At 74.9% G+C, this 18163-nt stretch carries 15 protein-coding genes; 7 read left to right on the top strand and 8 right to left on the bottom strand.

Annotated features, from left to right (window positions below):
* Positions 1–74 precede the first annotated feature (74 nt).
* On the top strand, positions 75–1862 hold the full coding sequence (locus tag FH609_RS31060; protein ID WP_226961598.1) for a protein kinase domain-containing protein: 1788 nt from the start codon (positions 75–77) through the stop codon (positions 1860–1862).
* 434 nt (positions 1863–2296) lie between these two features.
* On the opposite strand, the gene FH609_RS12780 is transcribed toward FH609_RS31060, so the two are convergent.
* Positions 2297–3295: a DMT family transporter gene (locus tag FH609_RS12780; RefSeq protein ID WP_139667087.1), complete on the bottom strand. Its 999-nt coding sequence runs from the start codon at positions 3293–3295 to the stop codon at positions 2297–2299.
* Between the two features lie 639 nt (positions 3296–3934).
* Here FH609_RS12780 and FH609_RS12785 point away from each other — a divergent pair.
* Together FH609_RS12785 and FH609_RS12790 are read left to right on the top strand one after the other, a co-directional pair.
* Positions 3935–5509, top strand: coding sequence for a succinic semialdehyde dehydrogenase (locus FH609_RS12785; RefSeq protein WP_139667086.1), 1575 nt, complete (start codon positions 3935–3937; stop codon positions 5507–5509).
* Positions 5509–7383, top strand: a complete 1875-nt coding sequence (locus FH609_RS12790) for a GMC oxidoreductase (protein WP_139667085.1) — start codon at positions 5509–5511, stop codon at positions 7381–7383. Before FH609_RS12785 ends, FH609_RS12790 begins: the two co-directional genes overlap by 1 nt.
* 657 nt (positions 7384–8040) lie before the next feature.
* Here FH609_RS12790 and FH609_RS12795 read toward each other — a convergent pair.
* Positions 8041–8424 (bottom strand): chorismate mutase, encoded by a 384-nt coding sequence (locus tag FH609_RS12795; protein WP_139667084.1) that lies wholly within the window; start codon positions 8422–8424, stop codon positions 8041–8043.
* Between the two features lie 406 nt (positions 8425–8830).
* On the opposite strand from FH609_RS12795, the gene guaA reads away from it, so the two are divergent.
* Complete coding sequence (gene guaA / locus FH609_RS12800) at positions 8831–10417, top strand: glutamine-hydrolyzing GMP synthase (RefSeq protein ID WP_139667083.1); 1587 nt, start codon at positions 8831–8833, stop codon at positions 10415–10417.
* A 100-nt stretch (positions 10418–10517) separates the two neighbouring features.
* The gene (locus FH609_RS12805; protein ID WP_139667082.1) at positions 10518–11072 is read left to right on the top strand and encodes a Uma2 family endonuclease; all 555 of its coding nucleotides are present in this window, start codon (positions 10518–10520) and stop codon (positions 11070–11072) included.
* A gap of 19 nt (positions 11073–11091) precedes the next feature.
* Here the strand turns inward: FH609_RS12805 and FH609_RS12810 are convergent, their stop codons facing one another.
* The 5 genes from FH609_RS12810 to FH609_RS12830 all read right to left on the bottom strand — a co-directional run bounded on the left by FH609_RS12810 (position 11092) and on the right by FH609_RS12830 (position 15214).
* The gene (locus FH609_RS12810) at positions 11092–12117 is read right to left on the bottom strand and encodes a hypothetical protein (protein WP_139667081.1); all 1026 of its coding nucleotides are present in this window, start codon (positions 12115–12117) and stop codon (positions 11092–11094) included.
* Positions 12105–12767, bottom strand: coding sequence for a hypothetical protein (locus FH609_RS12815; RefSeq protein WP_139667080.1), 663 nt, complete (start codon positions 12765–12767; stop codon positions 12105–12107). The genes FH609_RS12810 and FH609_RS12815 overlap by 13 nt, the downstream gene beginning before the upstream one ends.
* A gap of 65 nt (positions 12768–12832) precedes the next feature.
* Positions 12833–13183: a potassium channel family protein gene (locus FH609_RS12820; RefSeq protein WP_139667079.1), complete on the bottom strand. Its 351-nt coding sequence runs from the start codon at positions 13181–13183 to the stop codon at positions 12833–12835.
* 73 nt (positions 13184–13256) lie between these two features.
* Positions 13257–13952 carry a LuxR C-terminal-related transcriptional regulator gene (locus tag FH609_RS12825; RefSeq protein WP_122185756.1) on the bottom strand — a complete coding sequence of 232 codons (696 nt, stop codon included), beginning with the start codon at positions 13950–13952 and terminating at the stop codon, positions 13257–13259.
* Positions 13949–15214, bottom strand: a complete 1266-nt coding sequence (locus FH609_RS12830; RefSeq protein WP_226961599.1) for an ATP-binding protein — start codon at positions 15212–15214, stop codon at positions 13949–13951. The genes FH609_RS12825 and FH609_RS12830 overlap by 4 nt, the downstream gene beginning before the upstream one ends.
* A 121-nt stretch (positions 15215–15335) precedes the next feature.
* Here FH609_RS12830 and FH609_RS12835 point away from each other — a divergent pair, with 121 nt between their 5' ends.
* Together FH609_RS12835 and FH609_RS12840 are read left to right on the top strand one after the other, a co-directional pair.
* Positions 15336–16781, top strand: a complete 1446-nt coding sequence (locus tag FH609_RS12835) for a PspC domain-containing protein (protein ID WP_139667077.1) — start codon at positions 15336–15338, stop codon at positions 16779–16781.
* The gene (locus FH609_RS12840; RefSeq protein WP_139667076.1) at positions 16778–17071 is read left to right on the top strand and encodes a hypothetical protein; all 294 of its coding nucleotides are present in this window, start codon (positions 16778–16780) and stop codon (positions 17069–17071) included. Before FH609_RS12835 ends, FH609_RS12840 begins: the two co-directional genes overlap by 4 nt.
* On the opposite strand, the gene FH609_RS12845 is transcribed toward FH609_RS12840, so the two are convergent.
* Positions 17072–18046, bottom strand: coding sequence for a helix-turn-helix transcriptional regulator (locus FH609_RS12845; RefSeq protein WP_139667075.1), 975 nt, complete (start codon positions 18044–18046; stop codon positions 17072–17074).
* Positions 18047–18163 lie beyond the last annotated feature (117 nt).

Genomic DNA, 18163 nt, shown 5'->3' on the forward strand with positions numbered 1-18163 from the left:
ACAGCACGGCACTGAACGGCATTGAACGGCATTGAACGGCACGGACCACGGGACAACACGGGGGAAGCTGTCTGGTGAACGAAGGCGCGCACGCCGTTCCACGCCACGGGGCGGGCGACGGTCAGGGCAGGCTGCTCGGCGGGCGTTATCTGCTGGTCGAGCGGCTGGGGCAGGGCGGCATGGGCACCGTCTGGCGGGCCAGGGACGAGGTGATGGGCCGCGAGGTCGCGGTCAAGGAGCCCCGGCTGCCGGCGAGCGTCGAACCGGCCCGCAGACAGCGGGCGTTCGCCCGGATGCGGCGGGAGGCGACGGCGGCCGCCCGGATCGGGCACCCCGGCGTGATCACCCTGCACGACCTGGTTCTGGAGGACGGCCGCCCCTGGCTGGTCATGGAGCTGGTGCGGGGCGGCTCGCTCGAACAGCGGCTGGCGGACGGGCCGATCGAACGGGCCGAGGCCGCGCGGATCGGGCTCGGCGTGCTGGAGGCGCTGGTCGCCGCGCACGGCGCCGGCGTGCTGCACCGCGACGTCAAGCCGGCGAACGTGCTGCTCGGGCCGTTCGACCGGGTGGTGTTGACCGACTTCGGCATCGCCAGGGTGGAGGGCGAGCAGGCGCTCACCGACACCGGCGCGTTCGTCGGCTCGCCCGAGTTCGTCGCGCCCGAGCTGGCGTTGGGCGAACGGCCAGGGCCAGGCGCCGACCTGTGGTCGCTCGGCGTGCTGCTCTACATGGCCACCGAGGGCGTCTCCCCGTTCCGCAGGGACCACTTCGCCGCGACCCTCCAGGCGGTGATCTCCGCGCCGCCCCGACCGCCGGAACGGGTGGACGACGCGCTGGGCGACCTGGTGCTGCGCCTGCTGAGCAAGCGGCCGAGCGCCCGGCCCGAACCGGAGGAGATCCGGCGGGTGTTGACGCGCGAGGCGGCGGGCGCGCCCGCCGCCGGTTCCGGCGGCGGTGGCGGGTGGCGGCGGCTGAGGCCGGGCCGGCGCGGCCGGTGGGTGGTCGGCGGCTCGGCCGCCGCCGTGCTGGTGGCGACGGTGCTGCTGCTGACGCCGTGGCCCGGCGGGCCCGGCGGGGCGAACGCGGAGGACGGCGAGGGCGAACGGGGGCGCGCGGAGACCTCGTTGAGCGCCGGCGCGGACGCCGGCGCGGACGGGCCCACGCCGGGGGACGCGGACGGGGACGGCGTCGAGGACGCGGACGAGGACGAACGGCCCGGCGCGGAGGAGACCGAGGACGGCGCGTCCGGCGAGGACGGCGCGACGGACGAGCGGGAGGCCGGCGGCGAGGACGGTACGCGGGACCCGACCGACCCGACCGACGACCCGGCAGGCCGGGATGACGCCGCGAACGGTGACCGGCCGCCGGCCGAGGTCGCGCCCCCGGCTCAGTGGAACGCGGTCGACGAGCCGAACCTGGCCATGACGCTGGCCCTGCCGCCCGGCTATGTGCGCGAGCAGAACCCCAACTCCGAGCGGCAGGTGAGCTACCGCTCGCCGGACGGGCGGCACTCGGTCGACCTCTGGTACCACCCCGGCTTCACCTCCCCGCCGCTCACGGAGGCGGAGCACCAGGTCGCCGCGTATCGGGCGGACACCGCCAACCACGCGACCGTGGAGGGCGACGCGTGGCCGGTCGAGTTCCAGTCGGGCGGCGACGCGGCCGAGTTGCGGGTCGTCACGACCAGCGCGACCCGGCCCGACGAGGGCCCGGCCGAACGCCGCTCCCTGCACTTCGGCGGCCCGTCGGCCGGCTCGCACTGGCAGGTCCAGGTGACGACCCTCGGCGCGGAGGGCGAGGCGGCGACGGCGGGGGACCGGGTGTACCAGGGGTTGCTGGAGCGGCTGACGTTCCTCCTGTGACGGGCGGCGCGGCCGCCGCCGGTTGCGGGTGCGGGGGGTGGTCCTGTTCCCGGCCGCTGCGCGGCCGGGCGGGGTGGAGGCGCTGTGCGCCGGGTGCGGTTTCGGCCTTTGGCCGGGGGCGTCGCGGGGGGTGCTTTCGCGTGTGGCGGGGCAACGGCGGTGCGGCCGCCGCCGGTTGGGGGGCGGCCGGGGGTGCGGGGTCGTCGTGCGGGCCCGTTGCCCGAGCGGTGGGCCCGCAACGGCGGAGGCGTCGTTGTCTGGTCGACCACCGCGCGCCCCGCGCCCACCCGGGCACGGCGCCGCGTTCACCCGGCGGGCGTGGCACAGGCCCTCCGGCACAACTCTGCCCGCCAGTCCCGGCGTTGCTCGCCGTCCCCGAGCCGATGCACCGCGCCGCGCTGCCCAACGGGCGCTCGCGTGCGGGCCGTTGTTGGCTAGGCGCCGTGGTCCGAGCGGTCGCGGGGTGCCGTGGGTGGCCTGTTCGCCGCCACCGTCCTGGAGCGCGGGGCCGCTTCGCGGCCGTCTCCCCGCCCGGCCGCGCGGCCCCAGCGCCGGCGGGAGACCGCCACGCCGGCCAGGCAGAGCGCCCCGCCGACGAGGGACAGCGCGCCGGGGGTCTCGTCCAGCAGCGCCCAGGCCATGATCACCACCAGCGCCGGCACCACATACGTCGTCGCGCCCATCCGCCCGGCGGTCGTGCGGGCCAGCGCGAACGCCCAGGTGGTGAACGCCAACGCTGTGGGGAACGTGCCCAGATAGATCATGTTCAGCGTGGCCGACAGCGGCGCGTCTCCCGCCTCGGCGACCAGCACGCCGGTGAACGGCAGGCAGGCCACCGTTCCCACCAGGCAGCCCCAGAACGTGACGGTCAGCGCGCCGGCGTGCGCCAGCGCCGGCTTCTGCGCCACCACGCCCGCCGCGTAGCAGACGGCGGCCAACAGGCAGAGCAGCACGCCCAGCGTCGAGGCGTGCGCGGAGTCGGAGACGGAGACCCCCACCACCACCGCGCCGGCGAAGGAGACCGCGATCCCCGCGAGCAGCGGCCGGGGCAGCCCCTCGCGCAGCAGCCACGCGCTGAGCAGCGCGATCAGCACCGGGCCGACGTTGACCACCATCGCGGCGGTGCCGGCGTCCACCTCGCGTTCGCCCCAGTTGAGGGCGACCATGTACAGGCCGAACCAGAGCACGCCGGAGAGCGCGATGCCGGGCCAGGCCGCACGGGGCGGCAGGCTCGTCCGGCGCACCAGGCAGAAGAGCCCCAACAGCAGGGTGCCGACGGCGAGCCGGCCCAGGGCCAGCGCCCCCGGCGAGTACGCGTCGCCGGCGCTGCGGATCGAGACGAAGGCGGTGGCCCACAACACCACCGTGACGCCCGCGGCGCCCAGCGCCAGCCAGTCGGCGGGCCGGCGGCCGGCCTCGGGAAGTTCCGTCATGAACCGACTCTAGGGGAACGGACGTTCGGGTCGACGAGCATTTTCCTCGCCCTGTCCGCCGGGCTCTGCCCCGGCGAGCATTTCCTCGCCCGGTTTGCCTACCCCGCCCGCCCCATCCGCCCGGCGCACCTGCCCGACCTGTCCGCCTGGTCCGTCCGCCCGGCGTGCCTGCTCGCACCCGGCCGCTCGCTTCGTCCGCCCGCCCTGTCCGCTCGGCGTTCCTGCTCCGTCCGCCCACCCGGCTCGGCCACCCGGCTCGGCCGCTCGCGCGGCCCCTTCGCCCCGTTTCCCGCACGACCGCCGGCGCCGGCCGTCCCTCCGGGCCAGCGCAGCGCCCCGCGCACCGCGCCCCCGGGTGCCCGTCGTCAGAGCCCACCGGCGCCCGCCGTCGCCGGCGGGCCAGCGCAGCGCCCCGCGCACCGTTCCCCGGCCGACGCCGTCACCGCCCGCCGGCGCAGCGCCCTTCGCCCCGTTTCCCGGGCGACCGCCGTCAGGCCCACCGGCGCCGGCCGTCTCCCCAAGCCAGCGCAGCGCCCCCCGCGCAGCGCCCCTCGCGCAGCGTCACCCTGCCAGCGATCACTGGCAAAAACTGATTACCAACGGGTAGGCAGTCGTGGCGGGCCGTCGTACCCTCCGGCTATGACGACAGCGCAGTCAGACGCGGGCGAGGCCGCCGCCCGCGTCGTCACCGATGCCCTGGTCGCCTCCCTGACCCGTGGGGTCGAGGGCGGCAAGCGCACCGCCTGCCACTGCCCGTTCACCGGCGAGCGTCTCGCCGAACTCCCGGAGGCCACCCCCGAGGACGTGGCCGCCGCCTTCGACCGGGCCAGAGCCGCCCAACCCGCCTGGGCCGCCAGACCCGTTCGGGAGCGCGCGCGGGTCGCGCTGCGCTTCCACGACCTGCTGCTGCGCCGCCAGTCCGAGGTGTTGGACCTGGTGCAGCTGGAGACCGGCAAGAGCCGGCTCTCCGCGCACGAGGAGGTGCAGTCGGTGGCGATGGCCGCCCGCCACTACGGCCGCACCGCCCCAGGCCGGCTCCGCGCGCGCCGTCACCTGGGCGCCATTCCGTTGCTGACGCAGGTGCGGGAGATCCGCCACCCGCACGGCGTCGTCGGCCATATCGCGCCGTGGAACTACCCGTTGGAGCTGACGGCCGGCGACGTGCTGCCCGCGCTGCTGGCCGGCAACGCCGTGGTGATGAAGCCCGACACCGAGACCGCGCTGACCGCGCTGTGGGCCCGGCGGCTGCTGATCGAGGCGGGGCTGCCCGAGGACGTGCTCACCGTGGTGCTGGGCGAGGGCCCGGTGGTGGGGCCGCTGCTGGTGGAGTACGCGGACTTCGTGACGTTCACCGGCTCCACCCGCACCGGCCGCGAGGTCGCACAGCGCGCCGCCGCCCGACTGATCGGCAGCAGCCTGGAGTTGGGCGGCAAGAACGCGCTGCTGGTGCTGCGCGACGCCGACCTGGAACGGGCCGCCGAGGGCGCGGTCCGGGCCTGCTTCTCCTCGTCGGGGCAGCTGTGTGTCTCGGTCGAACGGCTGCTGGTCGACGCCTCGGTGGCCGACGACTTCCTGGCCCGCTTCGTGGCCAGGGTCGAGGCGTTGCGGCTCGGCTCGGCCCTCGACTACGGCGTGGACATGGGCTCGCTCAGCTCGGCCGCCCAACTGGCCACCGTCACCCAGCACGTCGAGGACGCCGTGGCGCTGGGCGCGACCGTGCTCACCGGCGGGCGGCACCGCCCGGACCTGGGCCCCTACTTCCACGAGCCGACGGTGCTCGCCGACGTCGCCCCGCCGATGCGGGTCTGCGCCGAGGAGACCTTCGGCCCGGTGGTCGCGGTGCGGCGGTTCGCCACCGAGGAGGAGGCGGTGGCGTGGGCCAACGACACCCGCTTCGGCCTCAACGCGAGCGTCTGGTCCCGCGACGCGCGCCGCGCCCGGCGGATCGCGGCCCGACTGCGTTGCGGCACCGTCAACATCAACGAGGGCTACGCCGCGGCCTACGGCAGCGTGCGGGCGCCGATGGGCGGCATGGGCGACTCGGGGCTCGGCCGGCGGCACGGCGCCGAGGGGCTGTTGAAGTACACCGAGCCGCAGACCGTCGCCCGCCAGCGGCTGCTCCCGCTGGGGCCCTCGCACGGCCTGGACGACCGCCGCTACACGGCCCTGATCAGCCGCTCGCTGCGGGCCATGAAGTCGCTGGGGGTGCGCTGATGAACGAGGCCCCGGCCGGGCGGCAGCCGCCCGGCGCCCAACCCCCGGACGAGGACGGCGCGTTCGACTACGACGTCGCCGTGGTCGGCTCCGGCTTCGGCGGGGCGGTCGCGGCGCTGCGGCTGACCGAGAAGGGGTACCGGGTGGTGGTCCTGGAGGCCGGCCGCCGCTTCCGGCGCGAGGAGCTGCCGAAGAACTCCTGGCATCTGCGCGACTACCTGTGGGCGCCCCGGCTCGGCCTCTACGGCATCCAGCGCATCCACCTCCTCCGGAATGTCATGATCCTGGCAGGTTCCGGGGTCGGCGGCGGCTCGCTCAACTACGCCAACACCCTCTACGTTCCGCCCGACGCCTTCTTCCGGGACCGGCAGTGGGCCCACATCACCGACTGGCGGCGGGAGTTGACCCCCTACTACGAGCAGGCGCGGCGGATGCTCGGCGCCAGGACCAACCCCACGACGACGCCCGCCGACCGCCATCTGCGGGCGGCGGCCGAGAAGATGGGCGTCGGCGACACCTTCCACCTCGCGCCGGTCGGCGTCTTCTTCGGCGACGGCGCGGATGCCGACGGCGGCGCCGAGAGGGAGAGCGGGGAGCGTCGCGCGCGGCCCGGCGAGGAGGTGCCCGACCCGTACTTCGGCGGCGCGGGGCCGGCCCGGCGCGCCTGCCGGGAGTGCGGCGAGTGCATGACCGGCTGCCGGCACGGCGCCAAGAACACCCTCAACGAGAACTACCTCCACCTCGCCGAGCGCGCCGGCGCCGAGATCCGGCCGTTGACCACCGTCACCGAGGTGCGCGAACTCCCCGAAGGGCGCGGGCATCTCGTCGCCTGTGCGCCGACCGACGCGGGGGCGCGCGGGCGCCGGAGGCGGCGCACCACGCTCCGGGTGCGCCGGGTGGTGCTGGCCGCCGGCACCTACGGCACCCAGACGCTGCTCCACCGGATGCGGGACACCGGCGCCCTGCCGCGCCTCTCCGACCGCCTCGGCACCCTGACCCGCACCAACTCCGAGGCGCTGGTGGGCGCCCGCACCAACCCGCGCCGCTACCGGGCCCGGCAGGGCCGGGACGCAACGCTCGACTTCACCCGGGGCGTCGCCATCACCTCCTCCATCCACCCCGACGAGCACACCCACATCGAGCCCGTCCGCTACGGCCGGGGCTCCAACGCGATGGGCTTCCTGTCGATCAAGCAGTTCCGGCAGGGCGGCCGGCTGCCCCGCGCGCTGGCGTACGCGGCCACCAGCGTGCGCCACCCCTGGGTCTTCCTGCTGTCGATGTCCAACCGCCGCTGGTCGGAACGGACCATCATCGGGCTGGTCATGCAGACCCACGACAACTCGCTGACCACCTACCGCAGAACGCGCCGCCCCGGCCGGGGCCTGCTCACCGCACGGCAGGGGCACGGCGCGCCCAACCCCGACTTCATCCCGGCCGGCGCCGAGGCGGCGCGCCATCTCGCCGAGGACATCGGGGGGTTCGCCGGCACCAACGTCGGCGAGCTGATCGGCACCCCGCTCACCGCGCACTTCCTCGGCGGCTGCCCCATCGGCGACGACCCGGCGTCCGGCGTGGTCGACCCCTACCACCGGCTGCACGGGCACCCGGGCATCTCGGTGGTGGACGGCTCCGCCGTCTCCGCCAACCTGGGCGTCAACCCGGCGCTGACCATCACCGCCCAGGCGGAACGGGCGTTCGCGCTCTGGCCCAACGCGGGCGAACCGGACCAACGCCCGGCACCCGGCGAGCCCTACCGTTCGCTGCCGCCCACCCCGCCGCGCCGGCCCGCGGTCCCGGAGTCCGCGTTCGGCGCGCTGCGGCTGCCGGCGGTGCTGCTGCCCGTCCCCGAGGTCCCGCCGCGCGACGACGAGTAACCCAGCGGAGCGGGGGAGCGGACCGGACGAGCGGAGAGGCCCGTCCCTCGGGGGAATGGGAACGGGCCTCTCCGGTCATGGTGGCACGGCTCAGAAGGAGGCGTGCATGTGGTTGGACCGGTGGGGACCGAAGAAGGTTGTTCGCGATCTGGTCACGAATCGGACACGGATGTTTGGAAAGGTGCGGGACCGGGCGGAAACGCGCCGGGGGCCCCGGCCGCTGGCCGGGGCCCCCGGGTCAGCACGGCGACAGGGCGGCGCCGGTGCTGGGAGCGGCACCCGGGGGGTAGGCGCCGCTTCTCGTTGTCGAACCACCGGAGGGGGGTGCGCCGTGGTCCGCCAACGTCCTTGGACCCGTTCCCCGCATCGTGCGGGAGACGGGAGGCATCCCGCAAGAGTCCGGGCGGCCGGTCCTCGGCGTCCCGAGAACCGGCCGTGGGGCGTGACCGGCCTGCTGTCCCCTGCTGCCCGGCCACCGCACCGGAGCGAGGTCCCACGGCGCGTGGTCCTCGCCACACCGCGAGGGCCACACCGCCTCATCGCCCCGGGGACACCACCTTCAACGAAGGCCCCGGCGGCCGGTCACGCTCCGTACGAGTGACGCCTCGTCCCCCGGTTCGGCCGCCGCCCGTCGCGGCGTCGGCCTCGTTCCGCGCCTCAGACCCGGCCCCGGCACAGCTCCAGCAGGGTCATCGCCAGGGTGGTGCCCGGCTCGCCCAACTCGTGGCGCCAGCGCCGCAGTACCGCGTTCTCCCTGGCCAGACTGATCCGGCGGCCGCCGTTGGCCATCCGGGTCCGCTGCACCCGCTCGGAGAGCGCCATCCGCTCGCGCACCAGGCGCACGATCTCGGCGTCCAGCGCGTCGATCCCCGCGCGCGCCTGGTCGATCACCGCCTCCGGGTCCGGTTCGGGAACTGGTTCGGGAGCCGGGTCCTGGGCCCGGGCCGGGTCGGTGAGCTTGCTCACCCCGGCGGGGGCCGGGGCCGTGGGGGTGTGGTCGGCGGCGTGGCTGGTCGGCCCGGTCGTGAGGTGGGTCGTCATGGTCGTTCCTCCGGAACGGTCGGGACGGCCCGGCGGCCGGAACGTCGGCCCAGCGAACGCGACGACGCCCCGGGCCGGTCGATCCGGGCCCGGGGCGTCGGGGAGTTCGTTGTCAGTGCCGCGTGCGACAGTCCCCATGACCTCCGGCCGGACCGGTGCCATAGGTAAAGAAGAAGTCGTGCCGCCGCTGTGGCATGGGCCCGAGTATGCCACCGCCCCCGCCGGGCCCCCAAGGCGGCCCGGACGGCGCCCGGGCCGCCGCCGGTAGACTCGACGGCACCGCAGCGCACTCCGTCCGTCGGGACGGCGCACCCCCGCACCAACTCCGCACCAACCCCGCCGACAGGCAGCAGGCCGGGTAGGCACGAAAGGCAGCTCCGTGGCATCCGTGGAAGACGTGGCACCCGTGGCATCCGTGCACGAAGCGGCCCCCCAGGACACGGTCCTCGTCGTCGACTTCGGCGCGCAGTACGCCCAGCTCATCGCCCGCCGGGTCCGCGAGGCCCGCGTCTACAGCGAGATCGTGCCCTCCACCGCGCCGGTGGACGAGATCCTGGCCCGGCGGCCCAGCGCCATCATCCTCTCCGGCGGCCCCGCCTCCGTCTACGCCGAGGACGCCCCCGGCCTGGACCCGGCGATCTTCGAGGCGGGCGTTCCGGTCCTCGGGATGTGCTACGGCTTCCAGCTGATGGCCCAGGCGCTCGGCGGCACGGTCGACAACACCGGCGCCCGCGAGTACGGGCGCACCCAGCTGTCGGTGACCCGCTCCGGCTCCACCCTCTTCGAGGGGACGCCCGACCGGCAGCAGGTGTGGATGTCACACGGCGACGCCTGCTCGGCCGCGCCCGAGGGCTTCGCGGTGACGGCGGCGACGGACACCGTTCCCGTCGCCGCGTTCGAGAACGACGAGCGCCGCCTCTACGGCGTCCAGCACCACCCGGAGGTGCTGCACTCCACCCACGGCCAGCAGGTGTTGGAGCACTTCCTGTACCGGGGCGCCGGCATCAGGCCGACCTGGACCACCGGCAGCATCGTCGAGGAGCAGGTCGCGGCGATCCGCGCCCAGGTCGGCACCAGGCGCGCCATCTGCGCGCTGTCCGGCGGCGTGGACTCGGCGGTCGCCGCCGCCCTCGTCAACCGGGCCATCGGCGACCAGCTCACCTGCGTCTATGTCGACCACGGGCTGATGCGGAAGGGCGAGACGGAGCAGGTCGAGAAGGATTTCGTCGCGGCGACCGGCGCCCGGCTGCGGCTGGTGGACGCCTCCGAGCGCTTCCTGACCGCACTCAAGGGCGTCTCCGACCCCGAGCAGAAGCGGAAGATCATCGGGCGGGAGTTCATCCGCGTCTTCGAGCAGGCCCAGGCCGAGCTGATCGCGGAGGCCGGCGCGGCCGGCGAGGATGTCGCGTTCCTGGTGCAGGGCACCCTCTACCCGGACGTCGTCGAGTCCGGCGGCGGCACCGGCACCGCCAACATCAAGTCCCACCACAACGTGGGCGGGCTCCCCGAGGACATCGAGTTCGAACTGGTCGAGCCGCTGCGGCAGTTGTTCAAGGACGAGGTCCGGATGGTCGGCCAGGAGCTGGGCCTGCCGGACGAGATCGTCCAGCGGCAGCCGTTCCCCGGGCCCGGGCTCGGCATCCGGATCGTGGGCGAGGTGACCCGCGAACGCCTCGACCTGCTGCGCGAGGCCGACGCCATCGTCCGCGAGGAGCTGACGGCGGCCGGCCTCGACCGGGAGATCTGGCAGTGCCCGGTGGTCCTCCTCGCCGACGTCCGCAGCGTCGGCGTCCAGGGCGACGGCCGCACCTACGGGCACCCGGTGGTGCTGCGCCCCGTCACCTCCGAGGACGCCATGACCGCCGACTGGTCCCGCCTGCCGTACGACCTGCTGGCCCGGATCTCCACCCGCATCACCAACGAGGTGCGGGACGTCAACCGCGTCATCCTCGACATCACGAGCAAGCCGCCGGGGACGATCGAGTGGGAGTGAGGCCCGGGCCTCTGGGGGCCCGGGCCAACGGGCCCGCCGGTTGTCCCGTCACCCGGTCGTCAACGCGCGCGGCCGCGCCGCCCGTTCGGAAGGATGACCGTTGCCCTCAACCGGAGGTCACCGGGTCGACGACCTCGACCGGTTGCCCGAACTCCCGCCGCACACCGAGCTGATCGACGGCAGGCTCGTCCTCGCGGGGCCACGGTCCGCCTTCCACTCCCTGGCCGTGGATCTCGTCACGGCCGGGCTGCGGCGCTCGGCGCCGGAGGGGCTGCGCGTCAAGCGGGAGATGACCGTGGTGCTCACCGAGCACACCGCGCCCGAGCCGGACGTGCTGGTGGTGCGGGCCGACGCCGTGCTGAGCCGGCGCCAGACCCGGTACGAGGCCAGGGACGCGCTGCTGGTCGTCGAGGTGGTCTCCCCCGAGTCGGCGGAGCGGGACCGCGAGACCAAGCCCCTGAAGTACGCCCGCGCGGGCATCCCCCACTTCTGGCGCGTGGAGATGGCCGGCTCCGACGACCACCCGGTCGTCTACACCTTCGAACGGGACGCCCGCACCGCCTGGTACAGCCCGACCGGGGTCTACCACGGCTGGTTGAAGGTGGACGAGCCCTACCGGATCGATCTGGATCTGACCGAGATCGACCGCATGTGAGCCGGTGGTCCGGGCTCTCTCAGGGGCGGACGATGGACTGGATCTCGTTGACCTGGACCTCGTGGGTGGTGGCGAAGGTGGCGTCCGGGAGGGTGCCACCCGTTCCGCCGGAGCCCTCCCAGGCGATGGACCACGTGATGCTGGCGGTCAACGGGTAGCTCGCGGCGTCGTGGGTGGCGCGGAGGTAGGTGAGGCCGCAGGGCGGGATGGCGTCCTCGCCGTCGCCGTCGCCGGCGGGGTACGGGGTGCCGATGGAGCCGTCCTCGTTGATCGGGCAGCTGCCCGACGCCGGGTGGGTCTCGGCGTCCGGGGTGCCGGGCTCGATGGTGAGGGCCGTCGGCCGGGCGGTGGTCGTGGCCCAGATGTCCCAACTCTCCAGCGTCGCCGTCACGGCCACCTGGTCGTAGTCCCCGCTCTCCGCCCAGACCCAGGTCGGCAGGTTGACGACCTGCCCGTCCAACGCGGCCGGGCTGAACGTGACCTCGGTGTCCGGCACCCGGATGCGCTCGTAGGCCAACTCGGCCAGCACCTGGGGCGACAGGGCGTTCTCGACGTCGGGCACCACGCCGTTCTCCACCCAGAAGGGGATCTCCGAGCAGGACGTCCGCTCCAACAGGTCCGGCTCCGACGGGTTCTCGACCGGCCCCCACCACATGCCGTTGCCGGCTTCCTCGGCGTTGAAGTCGGTGTAGGGCTCGCCGCTGTCGTAGTGGTTCCACATCCAGCCGAGGGCGGAAGCGGCGGTGCCCGTCTCTGTGCTGGGGTCCCACGCCTCCTCGGCGAACTCGTTCAGCTGGTCCGGGTTCCATCTCGGGGCGTACCAGCACGGGGGAGGGGACCAGTTCCGTGCGGTGGTGGTCAACGGGCCGCCGTCGCCGTTGTCGCTCTCGTCGAAGGTCACGTCCTGGGCCGAGGCCGCCGCGCCGACGTCCCCGTGCTCGGAACTGCCACCGGTCCGCGTGAGCGGGTCGGCCGCCGCCGTCCCCGCCGCCAGCAGGAGCAGCGGGGGGACGGCTAACGCAGTGGGGAGGATCAGCCGCCGCACGACGCGGCCCCGTCCGTCACCTCGATGCCGTTCACCTGCCAGAAGTCCTCGACTCCCGGGGCCCCGACGAGCGCCACGTCGTAGCGGTAGATCGACTCCTCGATCTGCTGGTCGGCGGAGAGCGGCTCGCCGGTCTCGACGTCCTTGCCGATCATCCCCGTGCTGTCGCCGCAGAACTGCGCCCGCATCCCGCCACTCTCGGCGGGCGCGACCTCGGCGTCGAAGTAGCGGTCGGTGCCGTGCATCGTCCAGCCGTTGTCCACCCACGCCTGGATCTGCTCCCGGGCGTAGCCCCGGGCGCCGTCGCTCGCCGCGTAGCCGAGGTAGACGCCCCGCTCCGGGTCCTGGGCGACGATGCTGGCCGCGATGGAGCGGAGGTAGTCGGCGGCTCCTTCGAGGGCGGCCGCCTCGGTGGGGTCGTCGGGGGTTTCCCAGTCGAAGATCAGCTCGACGTCGTCGGGGAGGGGGATCTCCGTGGCGTCGGGGTCGGGTTCTGGGTCGGCCTCGGGGTCGGAGGTCTCCTCCGAGGGGGCCGTGGTCTCCTCGTCCACGCCGGGGATCGGGTCGTCGGCGTTGTCGTCGGAGCCACCGCCGCAGGCGGTGAGGGCGAGGAGCAGGGCCGTGGCGACGGCCAGTCGGTGGCGGAGCACGGTGTGGGAACTCCCCTTCGCTTACGCGATGTTGACGGTTGATCACCCACACGGTAGCAGCGGCGTCAGGAGGGGTCGTGGTGGTGGCGCCTGGCCCGGCGTTGGGCGAGGCCGGTGCGGGCGAGGAGGCCGCCGACCATCGCGAAGAGGCTGACCGCGCTCGCCGCGTACAGCATCGTGAAGACCCGGGAGAGCGTGCTGGACGGCGCCAGGTCGCCGTAGCCGATGGTCAGCCCGGTGGTCACCGAGAAGTAGAGCGCGTCCAGCACCGACCAGTGCTCGTGCACCCGGTAGAAGGCCGTGCCGGTGGCGATGACACCGAGCAGGGACAGCGCCGCGCCACGGAACGAGGGCGCGCGCCACGCGCCCCGTCCCGCCGCGACCAGCGCCGCCGCGAGCACCACGAAACCGAACATCGCCCCAGTCTTGGCCAGCCCGGCCGCCGGGCGTGGCAGCGACGCGGGCCGGCGAGGCGGGGCCCGCGCCGGTTCAGACCAGGCGGCGGGCCGTCGCCCAGCGGGTCAGCTCGTGGCGGTTGGAGAGTTGCAGCTTCCGCAGCACGGCCGAGACATGGCTCTCCACCGTCTTCACGGAGATGAACAGCTCCTTGCCGACCTCCTTGTACGCGTAGCCGCGCGCGATCAGCCGCAGCACCTCGCGTTCCCGCTGGGTCAGCCGGTCCATGTCCTCGTCGACGGGCGGCGCCTCCGAGGAGGCGAACGCGTCCAGCACGAAGCCGGCCAGCCGGGGCGAGAAGACCGCGTCGCCGTCGGCGACGCGGAAGATCGCGTCCACCAGGTCGGTGCCGGTGATCGTCTTGGTGACATAGCCGCGCGCGCCGCCCCGGATCACGCCGATGACGTCCTCCGCCGCGTCGGAGACCGACAGCGCCAGGAAGCGCACCGCGTCCTCGGCCGCGCTCATCAACTCGGCGCTGCGGCGCAGCACCTCGACCCCGCCGCCGCCCGGCAGGTGCACGTCGAGCAGCACCACGTCGGGCCGGACGGCCTTGATCACGCTGACCGCCTGGTCCACGTCCCCGGCCTCGCCGACGACCTCGACGCCGGTCTCCTCGGTGCGGCCGATCTCGGCCCGCACCCCGGCGCGGAACATCCGGTGGTCGTCCACCAGCACCACCCGGGCGCGTCGTCCGCCCGGCGTCTCGTTCGTGGGTGCCTGGCTCATTCGGTTCGCTCCATCGTCAGCTCCACCTCTGTCCCCTCGCCCGGCGTGGACCGCACCCGGGCGCTGCCGCCGTTGCGCCGCATCCTGCCCACGATGGACTCGCGCACGCCCATCCGGTCGGCCGGCACCGTGTCCGGGTCGAAGCCCGGGCCGCGGTCGCGCACCGAGACGAAGACCGTGCGGCCCTCGACCTCGGCGAACACCCGGATGGGCCCGCCGTCTCCACCGTACTTGGCCGCGTTGACCATGGCCTCACGCGCCGCCTGCAACGTCGCGCCCAGCGGCTCGTCCAGCGGGCAGTCGCCGACGCAGACCACCTCGATCTGCACCCCGTGGTGGTCCTCGACGCCGGCGGCGGTGGCGCGGACCGCCTCGGCGAGGGTCTTCGGCTCCTCGTCCTCCTCGACCGGCTGGCCGGTGCTGGACTCGGCGGAACGGTAGAGCCAGGCGCGGAGTTCGCGTTCCTGGGCGCGGGCCAGCCGGGCCACCTCGCGGCCGTTCTCCGCGTTCCGCTGGATCAGGGTCAGGGTGTGCAGCACCGAGTCGTGGACGTGGGCGGCGACCTCGGCGCGCTCCTGGGCGCGGATGCGCATGGTGCGCTCCTCGGACAGGTCCTGCACGATCCGCACCAGATAGGGGCCGGCGAGCAGCGCGATGCCGACGACCACGGCGACCGAGGCCTGGAGCGCGGCGCCCAGGCTCTCCGTCGCCGCCACACCCTGGCCCAGCACGAAGACGGAGATGCCGGCGCCGACCAGCACCGCGCCGGCCGCGCTGCGCAGCAGCGGCAGCCAGCGGCTTCTGCGGGTGGCCTCCGCCCAGACGGCGCGCCGGGAGTTGTCGGCCTGCCGCCAGACGACGGCGGCGCCGACGCCGATGATCAGCAGCGGCCACAGGTACCGGCTGGAGATCGGGTACTGGACGCTGGTGCCGAGCGCGAACAGCGCGACGGCCAGCACCAGCGCCGCGACCAGCGACTCCTTGCCCGGCCTGCGCAGCGTCAGCTTGCGGCGGGCCGGGGCGGTCGGCGTCTCGGGGGTGCCCAGCGGCACCACGAACCAGAACACCGCGTACAGCAGCACGCCCAGGCCGTTGGACGAGAAGAGCACCAGCAGGATCACCCGGACCCAGGAGACCGGGACGCCCAGGTGTCCGGCCAGGCCCTGCGCCACCCCGCCCAACCAGCGCCCGTCAGCGCTGCGGTAGAGCTTCCGGAGCGGCGCCTCGTCCCCGGCGCCGCCGTAGGGCGTGGCGATCGTCATGCCCCGCATCGTCACACGAGCGGCCCCACTGGCACATCAGGGGTGCCCCGGAAGGGAACGCCGGGAAAGCTCCGGGGCTCCCCGGATTCCGCCGCCCACCCGCTGAGGAGAGGATGGGGCCATGACCGACGACCGCAGGCGGTCGGGCGCCGGCCGAGGGCCGGCCCCGACGGCGACCGCGCCGGCGACGCCCGACGAGGCGCCGCTGCGCCGCTCCCGCAGGCACAAGGTGATCGGCGGGGTGTGCGGCGGGTTCGGCCGCTACTACCGGGTGGACCCGGTGATCTTCCGGGTGCCGCTGGTGGTGCTGTCGGTGCTGGGCGGCCTCGGGCTGATCGTCTACGGCATCGCGTGGCTGATCACGCCGTTCGAGGACGACGAGGAGAACGAGGGCCGCCGGCTGCTCTCCGGCCGCGTCGAGGGGCCCGGCCTGACGGCGCTGCTCTTCGTGGTGGCCGGCTGCGGGCTGCTGTTGGCCGCGTTGGGGAACGGCGGGCCGACGACCTGGTTCTCGCTTGAGGTGCTGGCCGCGCTGGCGGGCGCCGCCTACTGGGCGCGGTACCGGCGCGGCACGGAGCAGGCGACGACGCCCGAGGGCGCGCCGGCGCCGTCGAAGATCGCGCAGGCGGCGGCCGAGGCGCCGCCCGAGGCGCGGCGCCCGCCGGCGCCGACCGGCCCGTCGTGGTGGCGCGGCAACGCCGGCCCGACCACTTACCTGTGGGGCCCGGCCCACGCCGCGCCCGGCGACTACGCGCGCACCGGCCCGCCGGCCGGGCCGCCGGCGCCTGGCCGGCCGGGCGGCTGGGCGCCGCTGCCCCGTCCCGAGCCGAGGGAGGTGCGGCTGGGCGGGCTGGTGTTCCTGCTGGCGGTGATCGCGTTCGGCGTCGGGGTCGCGGCGTCCTGGACCAGCCAGCCGCTGGGTTCGGTGCTGGTGATCGGCTCGGCGTCGGCGCTGGCGGTCTTCGGGATCGGGCTGCTGGTGAGCGCGTTCGTCGGCCGGCTGGGGCTCGGCACCATCACGGCCGTGCTGCTGACGGGCGTCGTGATGGTGAGCGCCTCGGTGCTGCCGGACAACATCACCACCAGCTGGGAGAGCCACCGTTGGCGGCCCGACAGCCCGGGCGCGGTGCTGGCCGGGTACGAACTGGGCAGCGGTGAGGCCGAGTTGGACCTGACGGGCGTGGACCTGGCGCCGGGGCGGACGTTGACCACCGAGGTGGAGGCGGGCGCCGGGCAGATCACCGTGCTGGTGCCCTACGACGTGGACCTGAACATCGAGGTGGAGATCGGCGCCGGCGCGTTCACCTACCAGCCGCTGCGCGGCATCGGCGGGAGCGACGACCGCGACTCGTGGGGCGGCTTCGGCCAGGAGCGCACCCTGGAGTACCCGGCGGTGGTGGACGCCACCGTGCCGGAGGAGCAGGCGCCCGAGGCCGAGGCGCCAGGCGCGGGGGACCCCCGGGAGGTCGAGGCCGTGGCCGTGGAGAACCCCAGGATCGACCTGCGGCTGGAGATGGGCGTCGGCCATGTTGAGATCGAGCGCGCGGGAGAGGAGCCACGGCCGTGAAGCACCACCACGAACCGCAGCGAAGGGTGGTGCGCCGCCACCGCTTCGAGCCGGCCCGGCTGGTGCTGGGCCTGTGCCTGCTGCCGATCGCCGTGCTCTTCCTGCTCCACGCCACCGGGGAGACCCAGCTGTCCCTGGTGCTGCGCTTCCTGCTGCTGCCCTGCGCGCTGGCGCTGGCGGCGGTGGTCGCCGTCACCGCGTTGACCGTCCGCCGCGCCCGGGGCCCGCGCGCCCTGGGCGACGGGCGGGAGAACGCGAACGGGACGCCGCCCGCCCGGGACGCCGCCTAGTCACCGACCTCCCGGCACGTGGTCGGTCGCCGCGAGGAGGCGGCGGGCGAACGTGGCGCAGCCGGCGAGGATCTCCGGCGGGCCCTCGACGCGGAAGTCCGCGTCGAGGAACGCCAGCGGCAGCGGCAGCCACTCCCAGGAGTCCACGCCGAGCGTCGCGCGGGTCCGTGCGGGCCCGAGCGCTTCGAGGCGCGCGTCCTCGTGGCGCAGCGCGTCGGCGACCCGCGCCAGCGGCGCCTCGACCACCAGCCGCACCTCGCGGCGGCGCGCGTTCAGGCCGGCGCGCAGATAGCCCAGCGCCGTTTCCGCCGGCAGCGTCCGCGCGCCGTGGTGCGCGCCGGTGCGCAACAGGTCCTCGATCCGGTCGGTGCGGAAGACCCGCCAGTCCGCCCGTTCCAGGTCCCAACCCAGCAGATACCAGCGCTGGTTGAGGTGGACCTGGCGGTGTGGCTCGACCCGGCGGCGGCTGTCGGCGCCGCGCGCGTCGCGGTAGGCGAACGTGACGGTCTCCCGTTCCGCGATGGCCTCGGCGAGCGCGGCGAGCGCGCCGGGCTCGACGCCGGGCGCCGGGCGCTCGCCCGTCTCCAGGCTGGCCCGCAGGGCGGCGGCCCGGGAGCGCGGCCGGGCCGGCAGCAGCTGGTCGAGCTTGCCGTAGGCGCGCCGCGCCGCGTCGTCGAGGCCGCCCGCCTCGCCGGAGGCCGAAGCGGCGAGCGTCGCCACGCCGAGCAGCGCGGCGACGGCCTCGTCGTCGTCGAGCACCAGCGGCGGCAGGCCGCGCCCGGCCGCCAGCCGGTAGTGGCCGCCGGGCCCGGGCCGGGTGGCCACCGGGTAGCCGTAGCCGCGCAGCCGCTCCACGTCCCGGCGCAGCGTCCTGCGGCTGACGCCCAGCAGCCGCGCCAACTCCGCGCCGGTGAACGCCCGGCCCGTCTGGAGCGTCGCCAGCAGTGCCAACATCCGCCCGGTCACATCGGCCATGGCCCCCGATGATGCCCGAGCCGCAGCCCTACGCGGAAACGGCGCCCGATCGGGCCGGCCGACGCGGGAACCGCGAGTGGCGCCGGAACGCGGCCAGGTTCCGGCCGCATCCGCGCC

It is taken from the genome of Streptomyces sp. 3MP-14 (genome assembly GCF_006334905.2).
In the GTDB taxonomy this organism is placed as follows: domain Bacteria; phylum Actinomycetota; class Actinomycetes; order Streptomycetales; family Streptomycetaceae; genus Streptomyces; species Streptomyces triticirhizae.

What these genes read in the sequence shown, in the direction of transcription:
- FH609_RS12780 (WP_139667087.1), bottom strand. Translation starts at nt 3,295, where the DNA reads ATGACGGAACTTCCCGAGGCCGGCCGCCGGCCCGCCGACTGGCTGGCG.
- FH609_RS12785 (WP_139667086.1), top strand. Translation starts at nt 3,935, where the DNA reads ATGACGACAGCGCAGTCAGACGCGGGCGAGGCCGCCGCCCGCGTCGTC.
- FH609_RS12790 (WP_139667085.1), top strand. Translation starts at nt 5,509, where the DNA reads ATGAACGAGGCCCCGGCCGGGCGGCAGCCGCCCGGCGCCCAACCCCCG.
- FH609_RS12795 (WP_139667084.1), bottom strand. Translation starts at nt 8,424, where the DNA reads ATGACGACCCACCTCACGACCGGGCCGACCAGCCACGCCGCCGACCAC.
- FH609_RS12820 (WP_139667079.1), bottom strand. Translation starts at nt 13,183, where the DNA reads ATGTTCGGTTTCGTGGTGCTCGCGGCGGCGCTGGTCGCGGCGGGACGG.
- FH609_RS12825 (WP_122185756.1), bottom strand. Translation starts at nt 13,952, where the DNA reads ATGAGCCAGGCACCCACGAACGAGACGCCGGGCGGACGACGCGCCCGG.
- FH609_RS12830 (WP_226961599.1), bottom strand. Translation starts at nt 15,214, where the DNA reads ATGACGATCGCCACGCCCTACGGCGGCGCCGGGGACGAGGCGCCGCTC.
- FH609_RS12835 (WP_139667077.1), top strand. Translation starts at nt 15,336, where the DNA reads ATGACCGACGACCGCAGGCGGTCGGGCGCCGGCCGAGGGCCGGCCCCG.
- FH609_RS12845 (WP_139667075.1), bottom strand. Translation starts at nt 18,046, where the DNA reads ATGGCCGATGTGACCGGGCGGATGTTGGCACTGCTGGCGACGCTCCAG.